The organism is Micrococcus endophyticus, from assembly GCF_014205115.1.
Classification (GTDB): domain Bacteria; phylum Actinomycetota; class Actinomycetes; order Actinomycetales; family Micrococcaceae; genus Micrococcus; species Micrococcus endophyticus.
This window is the reverse complement of the sequence record NZ_JACHMW010000001.1, coordinates 2,454,675-2,471,795: the sequence shown is the minus strand read 5'-3', so window position 1 is coordinate 2,471,795 and position 17,121 is coordinate 2,454,675. Positions and strand designations below refer to the sequence as shown.

The 17,121-nt window shown below is 70.1% G+C and carries 19 protein-coding genes and 1 pseudogene; 12 read left to right on the top strand and 8 right to left on the bottom strand.

Annotated elements, in window-relative coordinates:
* Positions 1-53 precede the first annotated feature (53 nt).
* On the top strand, positions 54-1,517 hold the full coding sequence (gene merA / locus HDA33_RS11450; RefSeq protein WP_002854085.1) for a mercury(II) reductase: 1,464 nt from the start codon (positions 54-56) through the stop codon (positions 1,515-1,517).
* A 271-nt stretch (positions 1,518-1,788) separates the two neighbouring features.
* On the opposite strand, the gene HDA33_RS11445 is transcribed toward merA, so the two are convergent.
* From HDA33_RS11445 to HDA33_RS11435, 3 genes are all read right to left on the bottom strand, one after another.
* Positions 1,789-1,929 carry a hypothetical protein gene (locus HDA33_RS11445; RefSeq protein ID WP_002854087.1) on the bottom strand — a complete coding sequence of 47 codons (141 nt, stop codon included), beginning with the start codon at positions 1,927-1,929 and terminating at the stop codon, positions 1,789-1,791.
* A 64-nt stretch (positions 1,930-1,993) separates the two neighbouring features.
* On the bottom strand, positions 1,994-2,905 hold the full coding sequence (locus HDA33_RS11440) for a cation diffusion facilitator family transporter (RefSeq protein ID WP_002854089.1): 912 nt from the start codon (positions 2,903-2,905) through the stop codon (positions 1,994-1,996).
* Entirely contained in the window at positions 2,905-3,279 is a 375-nt protein-coding gene (locus tag HDA33_RS11435; RefSeq protein WP_036334148.1) for an ArsR/SmtB family transcription factor, read from the bottom strand. Before HDA33_RS11435 ends, HDA33_RS11440 begins: the two co-directional genes overlap by 1 nt.
* 78 nt (positions 3,280-3,357) lie before the next feature.
* Between HDA33_RS11435 and HDA33_RS11430 the strand changes: the two are divergent.
* The 3 genes and pseudogenes from HDA33_RS11430 to HDA33_RS11420 form a co-directional block, all read left to right on the top strand.
* A pseudogene (locus HDA33_RS11430) lies at positions 3,358-3,489 on the top strand (ArsR family transcriptional regulator); the annotation flags it as partial.
* A 145-nt stretch (positions 3,490-3,634) separates the two neighbouring features.
* Positions 3,635-4,252 carry a class I SAM-dependent methyltransferase gene (locus HDA33_RS11425; protein ID WP_338104351.1) on the top strand — a complete coding sequence of 206 codons (618 nt, stop codon included), beginning with the start codon at positions 3,635-3,637 and terminating at the stop codon, positions 4,250-4,252.
* A 45-nt stretch (positions 4,253-4,297) separates the two neighbouring features.
* Positions 4,298-5,523, top strand: a protein-coding gene (locus tag HDA33_RS11420; protein WP_184173331.1) for an IS3 family transposase whose coding sequence is annotated in 2 segments (ribosomal slippage) — positions 4,298-4,571 and positions 4,571-5,523 — 1,227 coding nt in all. Because the reading frame shifts where the segments join, the coding sequence is not laid out codon by codon here.
* Positions 5,524-5,547: 24 nt separating this feature from the next.
* Here the strand turns inward: HDA33_RS11420 and HDA33_RS11415 are convergent.
* From HDA33_RS11415 to HDA33_RS11405, 3 genes are all read right to left on the bottom strand, one after another.
* The gene (locus tag HDA33_RS11415; protein WP_158508148.1) at positions 5,548-5,748 is read right to left on the bottom strand and encodes a hypothetical protein; all 201 of its coding nucleotides are present in this window, start codon (positions 5,746-5,748) and stop codon (positions 5,548-5,550) included.
* Between the two features lie 68 nt (positions 5,749-5,816).
* Positions 5,817-6,929, bottom strand: coding sequence for an ArsO family NAD(P)H-dependent flavin-containing monooxygenase (locus tag HDA33_RS11410; RefSeq protein WP_184173944.1), 1,113 nt, complete (start codon positions 6,927-6,929; stop codon positions 5,817-5,819).
* A gap of 41 nt (positions 6,930-6,970) precedes the next feature.
* The gene (locus HDA33_RS11405; RefSeq protein WP_246416954.1) at positions 6,971-7,354 is read right to left on the bottom strand and encodes an ArsR/SmtB family transcription factor; all 384 of its coding nucleotides are present in this window, start codon (positions 7,352-7,354) and stop codon (positions 6,971-6,973) included.
* A gap of 82 nt (positions 7,355-7,436) precedes the next feature.
* Between HDA33_RS11405 and arsB the strand changes: the two genes are divergently transcribed.
* The 6 genes from arsB to HDA33_RS11375 are packed head-to-tail and all read left to right on the top strand — an operon-like array spanning position 7,437 to position 12,616.
* A complete protein-coding gene (arsB, locus tag HDA33_RS11400; protein ID WP_420826921.1) occupies positions 7,437-8,558 on the top strand; it encodes an ACR3 family arsenite efflux transporter in 1,122 nt (373 codons plus the stop codon).
* 28 nt (positions 8,559-8,586) lie between these two features.
* On the top strand, positions 8,587-9,030 hold the full coding sequence (locus tag HDA33_RS11395) for an arsenate-mycothiol transferase ArsC (protein ID WP_017488132.1): 444 nt from the start codon (positions 8,587-8,589) through the stop codon (positions 9,028-9,030).
* Between the two features lie 43 nt (positions 9,031-9,073).
* Positions 9,074-9,514, top strand: coding sequence for an arsenate reductase ArsC (locus HDA33_RS11390; protein WP_017488131.1), 441 nt, complete (start codon positions 9,074-9,076; stop codon positions 9,512-9,514).
* A gap of 14 nt (positions 9,515-9,528) precedes the next feature.
* Positions 9,529-10,542, top strand: a complete 1,014-nt coding sequence (trxB, locus tag HDA33_RS11385) for a thioredoxin-disulfide reductase (protein WP_158493944.1) — start codon at positions 9,529-9,531, stop codon at positions 10,540-10,542.
* On the top strand, positions 10,535-11,956 hold the full coding sequence (locus HDA33_RS11380) for an FAD-dependent oxidoreductase (protein ID WP_184173336.1): 1,422 nt from the start codon (positions 10,535-10,537) through the stop codon (positions 11,954-11,956). Before trxB ends, HDA33_RS11380 begins: the two co-directional genes overlap by 8 nt.
* A gap of 27 nt (positions 11,957-11,983) precedes the next feature.
* A complete protein-coding gene (locus HDA33_RS11375; RefSeq protein WP_184173334.1) occupies positions 11,984-12,616 on the top strand; it encodes an arsenate-mycothiol transferase ArsC in 633 nt (210 codons plus the stop codon).
* A gap of 162 nt (positions 12,617-12,778) precedes the next feature.
* Here HDA33_RS11375 and HDA33_RS11370 read toward each other — a convergent pair.
* Positions 12,779-14,004 (bottom strand): IS3 family transposase gene (locus HDA33_RS11370; protein ID WP_184173331.1). Its coding sequence is split into 2 segments (ribosomal slippage): positions 12,779-13,731 and positions 13,731-14,004, totalling 1,227 coding nucleotides; the frame shifts between segments, so codons are not numbered across the junction.
* Between the two features lie 148 nt (positions 14,005-14,152).
* Positions 14,153-15,019 (bottom strand): F510_1955 family glycosylhydrolase, encoded by an 867-nt coding sequence (locus HDA33_RS11365; protein ID WP_184173329.1) that lies wholly within the window; start codon positions 15,017-15,019, stop codon positions 14,153-14,155.
* Between the two features lie 156 nt (positions 15,020-15,175).
* Between HDA33_RS11365 and HDA33_RS11360 the strand changes: the two genes are divergently transcribed.
* Both HDA33_RS11360 and HDA33_RS11355 read left to right on the top strand, forming a co-directional pair.
* Positions 15,176-15,901: a response regulator transcription factor gene (locus HDA33_RS11360; protein ID WP_017488138.1), complete on the top strand. Its 726-nt coding sequence runs from the start codon at positions 15,176-15,178 to the stop codon at positions 15,899-15,901.
* The gene (locus tag HDA33_RS11355; protein WP_184173328.1) at positions 15,898-17,067 is read left to right on the top strand and encodes a HAMP domain-containing sensor histidine kinase; all 1,170 of its coding nucleotides are present in this window, start codon (positions 15,898-15,900) and stop codon (positions 17,065-17,067) included. The genes HDA33_RS11360 and HDA33_RS11355 overlap by 4 nt, the downstream gene beginning before the upstream one ends.
* The last annotated feature ends 54 nt before the right edge of the window (positions 17,068-17,121 follow it).

Genomic DNA, 17,121 nt, shown 5'->3' with positions numbered 1-17,121 from the left:
ACTCATTCTCCCCCTTGACCTTCCAGTGCACTGGAAGGTCGATCCTGAGGGCGATGAAGGAGGAGTTCATGACGGCAACGGCTAACAGCAGGTCGTATGACCTGGCAATGATCGGGTCCGGTGGGGCGGCGTTCGCGGCCGCGATCCGCGCCACCAACCTCGGCAGACGGGTGGTGATGATCGAGCGTGGCACCGTCGGCGGTACCTGCGTGAACACCGGGTGCGTGCCCTCCAAGGCCTTGCTCGCGACCGCCGAGGCCCGCCACGTCACACTCGACGCCTCCCGGTTCCCCGGCCTGCCGCTCCCCGAAGTCCGGCCGGTCGACATGCCCGCCTTGATCGCCGGCAAGGATCGGCTCGTCGGGTCACTGCGTGGCGAGAAGTACCTGGACCTGGCCACCGAGTACGGATGGGATTTCCACCCCGGGGACGCCACGTTCGTCGGCACACCCAGCGAGCCGGCACTGCGCGTCACCGGCCCTGACGGCACGGTGGAGACGGTCCGGGCCGCGCACTACCTCATCGCCACCGGCTCCAGGCCCTGGGCGCCGCCGGTCCCCGGCCTGCAGGAGGCCGGTTACCTGACCTCGACCACCGCGATGGAACTGGACCACGTCCCGGAGTCGCTGCTGGTCATCGGCGGCGGCTACGTCGCGATGGAGCAGGCCCAGCTCTTCGCTCGGCTCGGCGTCCGGGTCACCATGCTGGTCCGCTCACGGCTGGCGTCCCAGGAAGAACCCGAGGCGTCCACCGCCCTGGATGAGATCTTCACGGACGAAGGCATCCAGATCATCCGCGGCGCGGTGCCCAGCGCGGTCCGCCGCGACCCGGCCACCGGCGAGGTCACGGTCACTGCCACCACCACTGACGGCTCACAGGAACTCCGGGCGGCCGAGGTACTCGTCGCCACCGGGCGCCGCCCGGTCACCGCCACGCTCGGTCTCGACACCGTCGACGTGCGCACCGGCGACCACGGCGAGGTGGTCGTCGACAGCCATCTGCGCAGCACCAACCCGCGCGTCTGGGCTGCCGGTGACGTCACCGCCCACCGTCAGTTCGTGTATGTCGCCGCGGCCCACGGCGCCCTCGTCGCCGACAACGCCCTCACCGGCGCCGGCCTCGAGGTCGACTACCGCCACCTGCCCCGGGTCGTGTTCACCAGCCCCGCCCTGGCCGCCGTCGGGATGACCGAACGGCAGGCCTCCGCTGCCGGGATCCGCTACGACAGCCGTGTCCTGTCACTCGCGCACGTCCCACGCGCGATCGTCAACCGCGACACCCGCGGGTTCATCAAGATGGTCACCGACGCCGACACCGGCCGCATCATCGGCATTACCGCCCTGGCCCAGGACGCCGGCGACCTCGCCGCCGCCGGGGTCTACATGCTCGAGGCCGGCATGACCACCAGCCAGGTCGCCAACCTCTGGAGCCCCTACCTGACCATGGCCGAAGGCCTCAAGCTCACCGCGCAGGCCTTCACCACCGACATCGCCAAGCTCTCCTGCTGCGCGGCGTGAACCTGCCCCGCACACAGGGACACCGATAGGGGACCGCCTCGCCCCGGGGCGCGAGACAAGAAAATGGGCGCCGATCAGCCCTACTTACTGGCACCCCTGCGTATCGGACCTGCAACCACCGGGGAGTTCAGTCGATGCAAGAACTCCCGTCCCAGGCCTATATCTGGACGTCTTCACGACCTCTACGTGCTCGACCCGACGAGGACAGCACTGGACGACGCGATGACCGCCTTGCGGCGCCGCCATGAGGCCGCGGTCCGTTTGGGCCGCGTCACCGCACCACCATGACCACGATCGTCACCACGTAAGCCGCGGCGACCAGACCGATCCCCAGCAGGGTGAGCACCACCCCGCGCCGGGCCGGCCGCTGGCCCTCGTCCGGCCCGGGGCCCTTGCCGTGCTTCGCGGTCATCGCGCGCTCCTAAGACGTTGCTCAAGCATGTGCGGCTCTCGCGAGCGGGCTTCCGTGCCGAGTGCTACCAGCTCAGGTCGTGACAGCCGTCGCTGCCGGCGCCCTCCACCTGCAAGGTGGCATGGGCGATACCGTAACGGTCGCGCAGCACCCGGCGCGCGCCGGCAAGCACGGCGCCGTGGTCCGCGCCCTGGTCAGCGACCAGGTGGGCCGTGGCCACGTTCATCCCCGACGTCAGGGTCCACAGGTGCAGGTCGTGGACCTCCTCCACCCCCTCGACCGCGTCCAGGTCACCGGCGACGTCCTCCGGGTCCACCCCTTCCGGGGCGTGCTGGCCCAGCACCGCGATCACCTGCCTGCCCAGAACCACCGCCCGGATGATGACGAAGACCGCGATGAGCGCCGCGACCACGACGTCCCAGATCGGCTGGCCGGTGAGGATGATCAGCACGCCGGCGACCATGACACCCACCGACCCGGCGGCGTCGGCGATCACCTCGTAGTAGGCGCCCTTGACGTTCAGGCTGTCCTTGGCCCCGCTGCGCAGCAGCAGCATGGAGATGATGTTGATCACCAGGCCGGCGAAGCCGACCGCGAGCATGGCGCCGGAGGCCACCTCCGGCGCGTCGCCCAGCCGGCTGATGGCCTCGACCACCACGTACACCCCGACCGCGAGCATCGCCAGCACCGCCAACGCCGAGGCGAACACCTCGGCCCGGTAGGAGCCATAGGTGCGTCGCCCCGTGGAGTCCGGCCGGCTCGCGATGCGCGTCGCCAGCAGCGCCGCACCCAGCACCACCACATCGGCAGCCATGTGCCCGGCATCCGACAGCAGCGCCAACGACCCCGACACCAGCCCCGCGACCAGCTCGATCAGGAAGAAGCCCGCCGTCAGGGCGAACGCCCCCGCCAGCCGCCGACGGTAGCGGCCACCGGCATGCCCGGTCGCCGGGGCATGGCTGTGTCCCGCCCCCATCAGCCCTGCCCCTCGTGGCGGGCGTGCTCACGGGAGACGTCCAGCAGCATCCGCACATGCCCGTCAGCGAGGCGGTAGTACACCATCCGCCCCTCCCGGCGGTTCTCGACCACCCCAGCGGTACGCAGCACCCGCAGCACCTGGGACACCGACGCCTCCGCGACATCGACCGACGCCGCCAGGTCACACACGCACAGCTCGCCGGCCTCCAGCAACGCATACAGCACCCGGGCACGGCGCGGGTCCCCCAGGAGCTTGAACAGCCCGGCCAACCTGCCGGCCTCGCGCTCGTCGGGGATCCTCTCCCGGGTCAGCGCCACCTTCTCCGGATGGACGGCGGTGACCTGACACGAATCCAACGGCGTCACACTCATGCCACGACCATACACCTATGCAGATATCAGCAGCGGGAGCCACACACGAGAGGTCAGCAGGTTCTGTATGGTCAGCGCATGCTGACTATTGCTTCGCGGCTGGACGTGATGAACCGGCTGGGCCGGGCGATGGCCGACCCGACCCGCTCCCGCATCCTCATGACACTCCTCGAGGGCCCGAGCTACCCGGCGGTACTCGCCCGCGACCTAGGGCGTGTCTGAGAATGGATCCAGGGCCTTAGCCAAACCCTCGAAGCATTATCAGACACGCCCTAGCTCCGCAGTACCTGCGGATCGCCAGCCGCTGGCAGGACCACGAGCTCTGGCAGATCCTCGCGCCGGCGGAGGGGCAGCGGTGACCCCTGACGACACCGCCCGGGAAGGACTTTCCACCAGCCCGGCCGCCTATGACGCCCGCGCGGCCGAGTACACGGAGCTGCTGGGGACCATGGACGCCGTGGCCGAGGACGACAGGCTCCTGGTCGAAGCCTGGGCCGACCGGGTGGATGGGGTTCTGGCCGATGTCGGCTGCGGGCCGGCCCACTGGACCGCACACCTGGCCTCGCTGGACCATGACGTGACGGGCATCGAGCCGGTCGAAGAGTTCGTGACCCACGCACACCGAACCCACCCGGAGGTACGCGTGAAATCGGGCTCGTTCCAGACCCTGCCCGTAGCCGCCTTCAACGGGATCCTGGGCTGGTACTCAATCATCCACACGCCGCCGGTGGAGATGCCTGCCCTCCTGGAGCGCGCGCACCAGGCGCTGCGCCCTGGCGGGTCACTGCTGCTGGGCTTCTTCGCCTCAGACCAGCTGGAGGCCTTCGACCACGCCGTCACCACGGCGTGGTACTGGCCGGTCGACGAGCTCGCGGGCGTGATGACCGCGGCGAGGTTCACCGTGGTCGACCGCGGCACACGGCAGGACCCGGGGGCCCGCTGGCACGGGTGGATCGAGGCTGTCAGGGACTGAAGCGCACTGGGTTTCGTTCCGATCCAACTGAAGGAGAATCGGAACATGCCCAAGAAGTACACCCCCGAGCTGCGTGAGCGCGCCGTGCGGATGGTCCTGGAACGCCAAGCCGCTGAGGGAGGCCCGCGTTCGCATTCCATCCGAGCCATCGCCCCGCAGGTCGGAGTCGGTGAAGAGACGCTGCGGATGTGGTGCAACCGCCACGGCCACGAGGTAGCACCGGTGCCTGCTGGCGAGAGTCCGGCGGAGGAGATCCGCAGGCTCAAGCGAGAGCTCGCCGAGGCCCGCCGGGCAAACGAAATCCTCAAGGCCGCCTCGGCTTTTTTCGCCAGGGAACTCGACCGCCCCACGACGAGATGATCCGGTTCATCGACGAACACCGCGATCGTTTCGGGGTCGAGGCCATCTGCCGCACCCTTGGTGCGACAGCGCGTGGGTTCATCACCTCTCGCGGCTACCGCGCCGCGAAGAGACGGCCTGCCTCCGAGAGGGCTCTGCGAGACGAGCTCCTCATCGAGGAGCTCGAGCGGATCCACGCGGAGAACTACAGCGTCTACGGGGTCCGGAAGATGCACCAGGCGATGGCCCGGGCCGGCTGGCAAATCGGGCGCGACCAGACCGCCCGGCTCATGCGGGCCGCCGGTCTGCAGGGAGTGCGGCGGGGCCGCAAGCCAATCACCACGCGACCGGCATGTGAACCGGATGCTCGTCCTGATCTCGTTGAGCGCCGATTCGCCGCTGAGCGTCCTCACCAGCTGTGGGTCGCTGACATCACCCATGTGCGTATTCTCGGCGGGTTCTGCTACGTCGCGTTCATCACCGACGTCTTCACCCGCCGGATCGTGGGGTGGGCCGTGTCAGCCAGTCTGCATACCCAGGGGCTGCCGCTGCTGGCCCTTGAACATGCCCTCCTGAGCACTGGTGCCAGCCGGGGCCGGGAAGGCCTCGTCCACCACTCAGACCGAGGCGCCCAGTACGTCAGCTTGGCCTATTCGGACGCGCTGATCGCCGCGGGGGTGAGCGCTTCGGTGGGCACCGTGGGCGACTCCTATGACAACGCCCTCGCCGAGACCGTGAACGGCCTCTACAAGGCCGAGCTCATCCATTCCAAGCGGGTGTGGGAGTCCGTCGAAGAGGTGGAACTGGCCACGATGGGGTGGGTGCACTGGTGGAACACTGCCCGCCTCCACGAGGCCCTCGGGTACTGCACTCCCGCGGAGGTCGAGGCGACCTACACTCACGACCAGGACTCAGCGCCCGTTGCGTCCTGACCTCGGAACGAAACCCAGGGCGCTTCACGTCAGCGCATCCGTGAGTTCCTTGACCGTGGCCCCCTCGGGGCCGGCGCCGTGCATCAGGGCCAGCAACTGGATCCGGGTGGGATCGGCCAAGGCGCGCAGCAGCCGAGCCAGGTCCTCCGCAGCGGCCCGATCCGGGGCCAGTCGGCCCGGACCTGCGGGAACGGGCACACCGAAATCGGGCAACGGAGAACTCATAGAAACCAGTGTATGGGAATCGGGGAATCGCCCCGTCTACGAGCACCACCGGGAGCAGCCGGGCTCCATCAGCCCCCGGACAGGACGTGTCGTGCCGCCGCGGTGGCGGTGGCCCGGGCGGGGGCCCCGACGCCGATCAGGGTGGCCGAGGCCGGGCCGCACCAGTCCCCGTAGCCCAGGAAGAACAGCCCGTCCCGGTCGCGAGAGCGCGTGGGCGGGTCACCGGCGGTGGCCGGGACGGTGCCCTCCATCGCCGGGCGCAGGGGCCGGAGGTGGGCCAGGTCTGGACGGAAACCGGTGCACCAGAGCACCGTGTCGACCTCGAGCTTCCGGCCGTCGTCCCAGCGGATACCGGTGGGGGTGAAACCGGAGAACATCGGCTGGGCCTGCAAGCGGCCGGCGTCGCGGGCCTGGCGGACCGGGGGCACGGCGACGATGTCGCCGAGCGAGCCGACCCCGCCGGGGCTGGGTTCACCGCGGCGGGTGGCCTGGACGTGGCCGGTGGCCAGGGCGAACAGGGCCCGGCCGTCGACGTCGTCCGGCAGGTAGCGCGGGGGCCGGCGGGTCACCCAGGTCACCTCGGCGGCGGCCGGGAGCAGGTCGGCGGCGATCTGCGCACCGGAGTTGCCCCCGCCGACCACCACGACCCGTTGCCCGGCGAAGGGCTCCCGTCCGCGATAGCCGGTGGTGTGCAATTGGGAGCCGGTGAAATCCTCCGCACCGGGCATCCTCGGGACGAAGGGGCGGCGCCAAGAGCCCGTTGCGTTGATGACCGCCCGGCTGGTCCAGGTGCCCCGGTCGGTGCGGGTGAGGTAGCCGCCGTCGGGGTGATCCTCGATGGCGTGGACGGTGACGGGCCGGTGCACCGGCAGCCCGTAGCGGTCCTCGTAGGCGCGCAGGTAGTCCACCACATGGGCGGCCGAGGGATTACCTGGGCCTGTCCAGGCCGGCATCCGGTAGCCGGGCAGGGAACTATAGTCCGCCGGGGAGAACAACTCCAGGGTGTCCCAGTAGTACTGCCAGGCCCCACCGGGCTGTTCGTTGGCGTCCAGGATCGCGAAGCTGGGCGCCGGGCCGCCGCGGCCCCGGGCGGCGTCGCGGGCCATCCGGTGCAGGTAGAACCCGGCGGCCAGCCCGGCCTGGCCTGCCCCGATCACCAGGACGTCGACCGCACCGGCCATCACGGACTGCGCTGTCGGGTCTGCTGACGGTGCGGGCGGGGTCAACCCAGCTCCAGCATCCGGCCCAGCTCGGCGAAGGCCGCCGGGACCACGGTGTAGTGCGCCCACCGCCCGCGCTGTTCGCGGGTGAGCAGTCCGGCTTCGACGAGCTTCTTCATGTGGTGACTCACGGTGGGCTGGCTGATGCCGAGTTCCTCGGTGAGGTCGCACGAGCACACCGCAGCGCAACCCTGGGCGGCCACGTGCGACAGCAGGCGCAGACGCATGGGATCGGCCAGGGCCTTGAACATCCCGGCGGCGCGCTGGGCCTGCGCGGCGTCGATCGGACCGGCCGACAGGGAACAACACGCCACCGACCCCAGAGCGTCGTCACCCTTGGGGCGGTCGGTGTCCTCGGGGGCGGGAATAGTAGTTGTCGCGACCATCACCCCATCCTACATTGACGGACATCGATATGCCCATGTAGTGTCCGTATCGATATCAGTCGATACAACAGATGGGTTACCCGTGAGCGTCAGCACCACCGCACCCGCCCCGCACCAGCCGGTGCTGAAGGAGATGTCCTTCCTGGACCGCTGGCTCCCGGGATGGATCCTGCTGGCCATGGCAGCCGGCCTCCTGCTGGGACGCTTCGTCCCCGGGCTGAACACCGCCCTGGAGGCGGTGAAGATCGGGGAGGTCTCCCTGCCGATCGCCATCGGCCTGCTGGTGATGATGTACCCGGTACTGGCCAAGGTCCGCTACGACGAGGCCCATCGGGTGGCCGGGGACAAGTGGCTGATGATCACCTCCCTCGTGCTGAACTGGATCGTCGGTCCGGCGCTGATGTTCGCCCTGGCCTGGATGCTGTTGCCGGACCTGCCCGAGTACCGCACCGGGTTGATCATCGTCGGGCTCGCCCGGTGCATCGCCATGGTGTTCATCTGGAACGACCTGGCCTGTGGCGACCGGGAGGCCGCCGCCGTGCTGGTGGCCATCAACTCCGTGTTCCAGGTCGTCGCCTTCGGCGCGCTGGGCTGGTTCTACCTCCAGGTGCTGCCGTCCTGGCTGGGCCTGCCCACCACCAGCGCCGACTTCTCCGTGTGGGCGATCGTGCTCAGTGTCCTGGTCTTCCTCGGCGTCCCCCTGCTGGCCGGCTTCCTGACCCGCCTCCTGGGCGAGAGGGCCAAGGGGCGCACCTGGTACGAGGAGAGGTTCCTGCCCCGGATCGGGCCCTGGGCCCTGTACGGGCTGCTGTTCACCATCGTGCTGCTCTTCGCCCTGCAGGGCGAGGCCATCACCTCCAACCCCTGGGACGTTGCCCGGATCGCGCTGCCGCTGCTGGCCTACTTCGTGCTGATGTTCTCCATCTCGCTGATCGCCTCCAAGGCCGTGGGCCTGAACTACGCCAAGTCCACCACCGTGGCCTTCACCGCCGCGGGCAACAACTTCGAGCTGGCCATCGCCGTGGCGATCGGCACCTTCGGGGTCACCTCCGGCCAGGCCCTGGCCGGCGTCGTCGGACCCCTGATCGAGGTCCCCGTGCTCGTCGGCCTGGTCTACGTCTCCCTGTGGGCCGGACGCAAGCTCTTCCCCGGGGACCCCACCGTCCCCGCCCGACCCCAGGCCGCCGCCGCGCATCGCGCCTGAACCCGCACCCCCCGACAGGAGACCACCAGTGACCACCCCAGAGTCCGCCTCCCGGCCGTCCGTCTTGTTCGTCTGCGCCAAGAACGGGGGCAAGTCCCAGATGGCCGCGGCCCTGATGGAACACCACGCCGCCGGCGCCGTTCAGGTCCACTCCGCCGGCACCAAGCCCGGGAAGTCGATCAACGCCCTGTCCGCTGAGGTGATCGCCGAGGCCGGGGCGGACATGTCCGCCGGGCACCCCAAGCCCATCGACCCGGACCTGCTGGCCCGGGTGGACCGGGTCGTCGTGCTCGGCGACGAGGCCAGGGTCGAGCCGGTGGACGGGATGGCCGGGACCATCGTCACCTGGCACACCGATGAGCCCTCCACCCGCGGCATCGAGGGGATCGAACGGATGCGCCTGGTCCGCGACGACATCGACGCCCGCGTGCGGACCCTGCTCACCGAACTCACCGGCAGCCCCGCCTCCTGATCCCTCGTTCGCCCTTCACCTCCTGACTGAAATGGATGACTTGATGACCGCAGAGACCACCCCGGAGACCACCAAGCCCAGCGTGCTGTTCGTGTGCGTGCACAACGCCGGCCGCTCCCAGATGGCCGCCGCCTACCTGCAGCATCTGGCCGGGGGCCGGATCGAGGTCCGCTCCGCCGGCTCTGCCCCGGCCGACACCGTGAACCCTGCCGCCGTGGAGGCCATGGCCGAGGAGGGCATCGACATCAGTGCGAACCAGCCCAAGGTGCTCAGCGAGCAGGCCGTGAAGGACTCCGACGTGGTGATCACCATGGGCTGCGGCGACGCCTGCCCGTTCTTCCCGGGCAAGCGCTACGAGGACTGGAAGCTGGACGACCCGGCCGGCCGGGGCGTCGAGGGCGTGCGCCCGATCCGCGACGAGATCAAGACCCGCATCCAGCAGCTCATCACCGAACTGCTCCCGGCCGAGTCCACCGCGAACTGAAGGCGAACCACTCCATGAGCACCACGAGCACGGACACCACGAGCACTGAGCAGGCCACGGACCAGCTGATCATCATCGGGTCCGGTCCGGCCGGGTACACCGCCGCGATCTACGCCGCCCGCGCCGGACTGGCCCCCCGGGTCATCGCCGGCTCCGTCACCCACGGCGGGGCCCTGATGAACACCACCGAGGTGGAGAACTTCCCCGGCTTCCCCGGCGGCATCCAGGGACCGGAGCTGATGGCCGGACTGGCCGAACAGGCCGCCCGGTTCGGGGCAGTCATCGAGTACGACGACGCCGACACCGTGCAGCTCAAGCAGCATCTGAAGGAGGTCACCACCCTGGCCGGGAAGACGTACCGGGCCCCGGCGGTGATCGTGGCCACCGGCTCGGCCTACCGGGAACTCGGCCTGCCCGAGGAGAAGAAGCTCAGCGGGCACGGGGTGTCCTGGTGTGCGACCTGCGACGGGTTCTTCTTCCGCGAGCAGGACATCATCGTGGTCGGCGGCGGGGACTCGGCTATGGAGGAGGCCCTGTTCTTGACCCGCTTCGCAAAGTCCGTGACCGTCGTGGTGCGCCGGGATGCCCTGCGGGCCTCGAAGATCATGGCCGCCCGGGCGAAGGACAACGAGAAGATCCGCTTCGCCTACAACAGCGCCGTGACCGCCATCCACGGCACCGACAAGGTCACCGGGGTCACCCTGGCCGATACCATCACCGGGGACACGCGTGAGGTGGCCGCCACCGGGGTGTTCGTGGCCATCGGGCACCTGCCGCGCACCGAACTGGTCGCCGGGCAGCTGGACCTGGATGACGAGGGGTACATCGTCGTGGACGCCCGCACCACCCACACCAATTTGTCCGGGGTGTTCGCCTGCGGGGACGCGGTGGACCACCGCTACCGCCAGGCCATCACCGCCGCCGGCACCGGCTGTGCCGCCGCCCTGGACGCCGAACGCTACCTGGCCGCCCTGCACGATGCCTACAGCATCGCCACCGCACTCGTCGAAGAACCCACCCATGGCTGACACCACTGGCGCGGACACCGACGGCCTGCCGGTCGTCGTCATCGGGGCCGGCCCCGTGGGCCTGGCCGCGGCCGCCCACCTGGCCGAGCGCGGCCTGACCCCATTGGTCCTGGAAGCCGGCCCCGTGGTCGGGGCGGCGATCCGGGAGTGGGGCCACACCCGGTTGTTCTCCCCGTGGCGGTACAACGTCGACGCCGCCGCCGCCCGTCTGCTGGAGACCAGAGGCTGGACCGCCCCGGACCCGGAGGCCCTGCCCACCGGGGCTGAGCTCGTCGAGCAGTACCTTCAGCCGCTGGCCGCCACCGAAGCCCTGGCCCCCCGGATCCGCACCGGGGCCCGGGTCGTCGCGGTGTCCCGGGCCGGGATGGACAAGACCCGCACCACCGGCCGGGCCCAGACCCCGTTTCTGGTCCGAGTCGCCCACGCGGACGGCGCCGTGGAGGACGTTCACGCCCGCGCGGTGATCGACGCCTCCGGCACCTGGACCACCCCGAACCCGCTGGGCCAGGCCGGGCTGCCCGCTCCCGGCGAAGCCGAGGCCCTTGCCGCCGGGCAGATCACCGCCCCGCTGCCGGACGTCCTCGGCGCCGACCAGGCCCGGTTCGCCGGTCAGCATGTGCTGGTCGTCGGGGCCGGGCACTCGGCAGCCAACACCCTGCTCGAGCTCGGCACCCTGGCCCAGGACACCCCGGGCACCCGAATCTCCTGGGCGGTCCGCTCGGCCGACGTCGCCCGGGTCTATGGCGGGGAGGACCGCTACGAGCTGGCCGCCCGCGGCGCCCTGGGCACCCGGCTGCGCCACCTGGTGGAGACCGGGACCATCCAGGTGCACCCCTCCTTCACCATCACCGCCTTCACCACCACCGGTCTGGGGATGATGGTGCAGGCTTCCACCCCGGCCGGGAAGGAACATCTGGTCGTGGACGTGGTGGTGCCGGCCACCGGGTTCCGTCCTGCACTGGGCATGCTCTCGGAACTGCGGCTGGAGCTGGACCCGGCTGTGGAGGCTCCCCGCCAGTTGGGCCCGCTGATCGATCCGGAGTTCCACTCCTGTGGTTCGGTCACCCCGCACGGGGAGAAGATGCTCGCCCACCCGGAGCCGGGCTTCTACATCGCGGGCATGAAGAGCTACGGGCGGGCCCCGACCTTCTTGATGGCCACCGGCTACGAGCAGGTCCGCTCCATCGCCGCCGCCCTGGCCGGAGACCGCACCGCCGCCGACAACGTCGAGCTGCAGCTGCCCGAGACCGGGGTTTGCTCCACCGACCTCGGCGGATCCTGCGACGCCCCGGCCCCCGCCACAGCCGCCGACACCGCCGACCAGGGCTGTTGCGCCCCGGCCCCCCAAACCCTGCCCGCACCCGCGTCCAGACTGCCGGTATTGCTGCCGGTTCAGGCCGCCACCTGCTGCTGACCAGCCCGCTGACCCTGAGGAGCCGTCATGTCTGAGCCGACCACCCTGGACACCCACGTGTTGCAGCGTTCCGCCGAGCACCTGGCCGAACGCTACGCCGGGGTCTTCTCCCCGGAGACCGTGGAACGCTACGTCTTCGAGTCCTACGCCACCCTCTCGCGCACCGCAAAGGTGCGCACCTACCTGGCCTCCACGGCCAGCCACTTCGCCGACAACCGGTTGCGGGCCCTGGCCCAGTCCGAGGGCAAGATCGCCTCCCCGGTTCCGCAGGTGCTCTTCGTGTGTGTGCACAACATCGGCCGCTCCCAGATCGCCGCGGCCCTGCTCACCCACCACGCCGGGGATAAGGTGGAGGTCCGCTCCGCGGGGTCCCTGCCCGGCTCCGAGGTCCACCCCCTGGTCGTACAGGCCCTGGCCGAGCGCGGGATCGATTTGTCCGGGGCGTACCCGAAGCCGCTGACCGATGATGTGGTGAGGGCCGCGGACTACGTCATCACCATGGGCTGTGGGGACGCCTGCCCGGTCTACCCGGGCAAGCGCTACCTCGACTGGGAGATCGCCGACCCCGCCGCAGAGACCCCCGACGGCGTGCGCGCCATCGTCGACGCCATCGATACCCGAGTGAAGGCCCTCTGGGACGAGCTCCGCAGCGCCACTTAGTCCCCACCCTTTCCGCAACACCACGTGCCCCGGCTCCCGCCGCCTCGCCGCGGACTGCCGGAACCGACCGGTGCGGCACGCTGTGACACACACCGCGGGCTCCATCTGGGGGTGCCACCGCCGGCGCCGAGTACGTGAAGCGCCCTGGGTTTCGTTCCGAGGTCAGGACGCAACGGGCGCTGAGTCCTGGTCGTGAGTGTAGGTCGCCTCGACCTCCGCGGGAGTGCAGTACCCGAGGGCCTCGTGGAGGCGGGCAGTGTTCCACCAGTGCACCCACCCCATCGTGGCCAGTTCCACCTCTTCGACGGACTCCCACACCCGCTTGGAATGGATGAGCTCGGCCTTGTAGAGGCCGTTCACGGTCTCGGCGAGGGCGTTGTCATAGGAGTCGCCCACGGTGCCCACCGAAGCGCTCACCCCCGCGGCGATCAGCGCGTCCGAATAGGCCAAGCTGACGTACTGGGCGCCTCGGTCTGAGTGGTGGACGAGGCCTTCCCGGCCCCGGCTGGCACCAGTGCTCAGGAGGGCATGTTCAAGGGCCAGCAGCGGCAGCCCCTGGGTATGCAGACTGGCTGACACGGCCCACCCCACGATCCGGCGGGTGAAGACGTCGGTGATGAACGCGACGTAGCAGAACCCGCCGAGAATACGCACATGGGTGATGTCAGCGACCCACAGCTGGTGAGGACGCTCAGCGGCGAATCGGCGCTCAACGAGATCAGGACGAGCATCCGGTTCACATGCCGGTCGCGTGGTGATTGGCTTGCGGCCCCGCCGCACTCCCTGCAGACCGGCGGCCCGCATGAGCCGGGCGGTCTGGTCGCGCCCGATTTGCCAGCCGGCCCGGGCCATCGCCTGGTGCATCTTCCGGACCCCGTAGACGCTGTAGTTCTCCGCGTGGATCCGCTCGAGCTCCTCGATGAGGAGCTCGTCTCGCAGAGCCCTCTCGGAGGCAGGCCGTCTCTTCGCGGCGCGGTAGCCGCGAGAGGTGATGAACCCACGCGCTGTCGCACCAAGGGTGCGGCAGATGGCCTCGACCCCGAAACGATCGCGGTGTTCGTCGATGAACCGGATCATCTCGTCGTGGGGCGGTCGAGTTCCCTGGCGAAAAAAGCCGAGGCGGCCTTGAGGATTTCGTTTGCCCGGCGGGCCTCGGCGAGCTCTCGCTTGAGCCTGCGGATCTCCTCCGCCGGACTCTCGCCAGCAGGCACCGGTGCTACCTCGTGGCCGTGGCGGTTGCACCACATCCGCAGCGTCTCTTCACCGACTCCGACCTGCGGGGCGATGGCTCGGATGGAATGCGAACGCGGGCCTCCCTCAGCGGCTTGGCGTTCCAGGACCATCCGCACGGCGCGCTCACGCAGCTCGGGGGTGTACTTCTTGGGCATGTTCCGATTCTCCTTCAGTTGGATCGGAACGAAACCCAGTGCGCTTCACCCGTACCAGCGTGCATCCCGAGCAGGCCCAGGATCAACACGAGGGTGCCCAGAACGGTTCGAAGGGCGGGCCAGCCGGACAGGGGGCGGCGGGGGGAGGTCACAGCAGCGATTCGGTGGTGTTCCCGCCGTCCGTGGTGGACAGCACGGTCGAGCCGACGACCAGCAGTGCTTCGGTCTGCCCGTCGTCGGTGATGCCCGCTCCCAGGGCGGTGGCCGTGCCGACCGGGCGGTCGCTGGCGGTCCAGGTGTCGCCGGCGTCGGTGCTGGTCAGCAGGTGTCCCTCGGTGCCGGCGCCCACGGCGGTGGTGTCATCGGCCCAGGCGACCAGGTGCATCAGCTGGGGGGTGTCCAGGGTGGTCCAGGTCGCGCCGTGGTCGGTCGAGCGCAACATGCCGGTTTCGGTGGTGGCCAGCACGGTCCCGGTTTGGGGGGAGATCGCCAGCGATGCCGGGGCAACGGGGATCTCAAGGCTCTGCCAGGTGAGGCCGTCGGTGCTGGCGCGCAGTTGCCCATCGAAGCCGAGGACCCCGTTCGGGCCGGCGGCCAGGGCGTGGAAATCGGATGCGCCGCCGCGGGAGAGCACCGTCCAGCTCTGGCCCCGGTCGGTGGACTCGGCCAGGCCCAGCGGCTCGGGCAGGTCGGTGCCCGGCGCGGGGTGACCGGAGGCCAGATAACGGCCCTCGGGAGTCAGGGTGAAGCCCATGAAGTCCACGACCGGACCGACCTGGGTCAGCTCCCCGTCCTGGAGCCGGAACAGGCCCTGGTGGGTGGCCAGCAGCACCTCACCGGACTCGGGGTCCCGGGTGAGGGCATGGACGTGGGTGATGGCCGTGCCGGTGCCCTGCGTGCCGGTGCCGGCCGCCGGGGATGTCGCGGGGTTCGGCGCGGCGCAGGCGGTGAGGGTGCCAGCGCCGAGCAGGGTCAGCCCGCCGGCGATCAGGGTTCTGCGGGTCAGGGGGGTCATGGAGCCTTTCCGCCCCGGGCCAAAAGGCGGGGCTTCTACCATTGTCGGCCGGTGACGCGCGGGGATGGGGCGGTTTGCCTTGAAGATTCGATGAAGATTCCCCGCCCCGGCACCGTTCTGAGCCGCCGGGGCGCGAGACAGAGCGAGACTGGACCCATGAACTCTGGCACTGGCACTGGGACTGACACTGGGACTGGTCCGGCGGCCGGCCGGGTGTTGGTGGTCGATGACGAGAAGCCGCTGGCGCGCATGGTGGCCACCTACCTGGAGCGGGCCGGCTACGAGGTGGCCCTCACCCACACCGGCCCGGCCGCAGTGCAGGCCGCCCGGGTTCACGAGCCCGACGTGATGGTCCTGGACCTGGGCCTGCCCGGGCTGGACGGGATCGAGGTGTGCCGGCGGGTGCGGGCCTTCTCCGAGTGCTATGTGCTGATGCTCACCGCCCGCGGCGATGAGCACCACCGGTTGGAGGGATTGGCGGTGGGGGCCGATGACTACATCACCAAACCCTTCAGCGTCCGGGAGCTGGTCGCCCGGGTGGGGGCGGTCATGCGCCGGCCGCGCACAACGGTGTCAGCCCCCGAACCGGAACGGGTCTGCGGTGACCTGGTCATCGACCTGGCCGCCCACGAGGCCCGCGTGTCGGGCCAGGTGGTGCAACTAACGCGCACGGAGTTCGACCTGCTGGCCGCCTTGTCGGGGCGCCCGCACCAGGCCTTCTCCCGGCGCCAGCTGATCGATATCGTCTGGGACCCGGCCTGGGTGGGCGATGAACGGCTCGTGGACGTGCACATCAAGAACCTGCGCCGCAAGCTCGACGCGGACCCGGCCCGCTATATCGACACCGTCCGCGGGGTCGGCTACCGGATGGCGGAGCAATGACCGGCCGGCGGCGCTACCAAGGATTAGCGGCCCGGTTCTTCCTCTCCCAGCTGCTGGTGGTGGGGGCCAGCGTGCTGGCCGCGGTGGTGGTGGCCTCCCTGGCCGGCCCACCACTGTTCCACGAGCACCTGGAACAGGCCGGGGCCGGACACGATGCAGCCCAGATGCTGCACGTGGAGCAGGCCTACCGGGACGCCAATTTCTGGACCCTGGGCGTGGCCCTGGCCACGGCCTTGCTCTGTTGTCTGTCATTGACCTGGCATGTCGCCCGCCGGATCCAGAGTCCGATCAACGCCCTGACCCAGGCGGCCAAGGCCATGGCCGGTGGACGGTACGACACCCGCGTGCCGGCCATGGGCGCCGGCACCGAGGTGGAGGAGCTGGCAGGGTCTTTCAACACCATGGCCGCACGGCTTCAGCGCACCGAGGACACCCGTCGACGGATGCTCTCGGACCTGGCCCACGAGCTGCGCACCCCCGTCTCCGTGCTGACCGTCTACCACGAGGCCCTGCAAGACGGGGTGTCCCACTGGGACGAGCCCACCGGTGAGCTGATGGGCGAGCAGCTGGCCCGGTTGACCCGGTTGGTGGAGGACATCAACGACGTCTCCCGCGCCGAGGAGGGCCGGATCGAACTGGACCGCAGCCCCCAAGGGGTCAGCGGGCTGCTGCATGCCGCGACCGAGGCCCACAAGGAGGCCTACGCCACCAAGGGCGTGGCCCTGACCATGGACGCCGATCCGGGCCTGGCCGTGGACGTGGACCGCCAGCGCATGGGCCAGGTCCTGGGCAACCTGCTCACCAACGCCCTGCGCCACACCCCGGCCGGGGGCCGGGTCACCCTCGAGGCCCGACAAAGCCCGTCCGGGGTCACGCTCAGCGTCACCGACACCGGGGAGGGGATCTCTCCCGAGCACCTGCCGCACGTCTTCGAACGCTTCTACCGCGGGGACACCGCCCGCGACCGTGACCACGGCGGCTCCGGGGTCGGCCTGGCCATCTCCCGAGCTCTCATCCAGGCCCACGGCGGCACCTTGAGCGCCACCTCCACCACGGCCGGGGCGACGTTCACCATCGACATGCCCACCAAGCAGCCCCCCGACCAGCCCACCTACCGGCGCACCCGTTCATCCACCGTGAACACCGGCGCTCCACCCCTTGAATGATACCCCCGGGGGGTATATACCAAGAGGAGAGGTGCCGTCCGGCGCCGCCCTCAG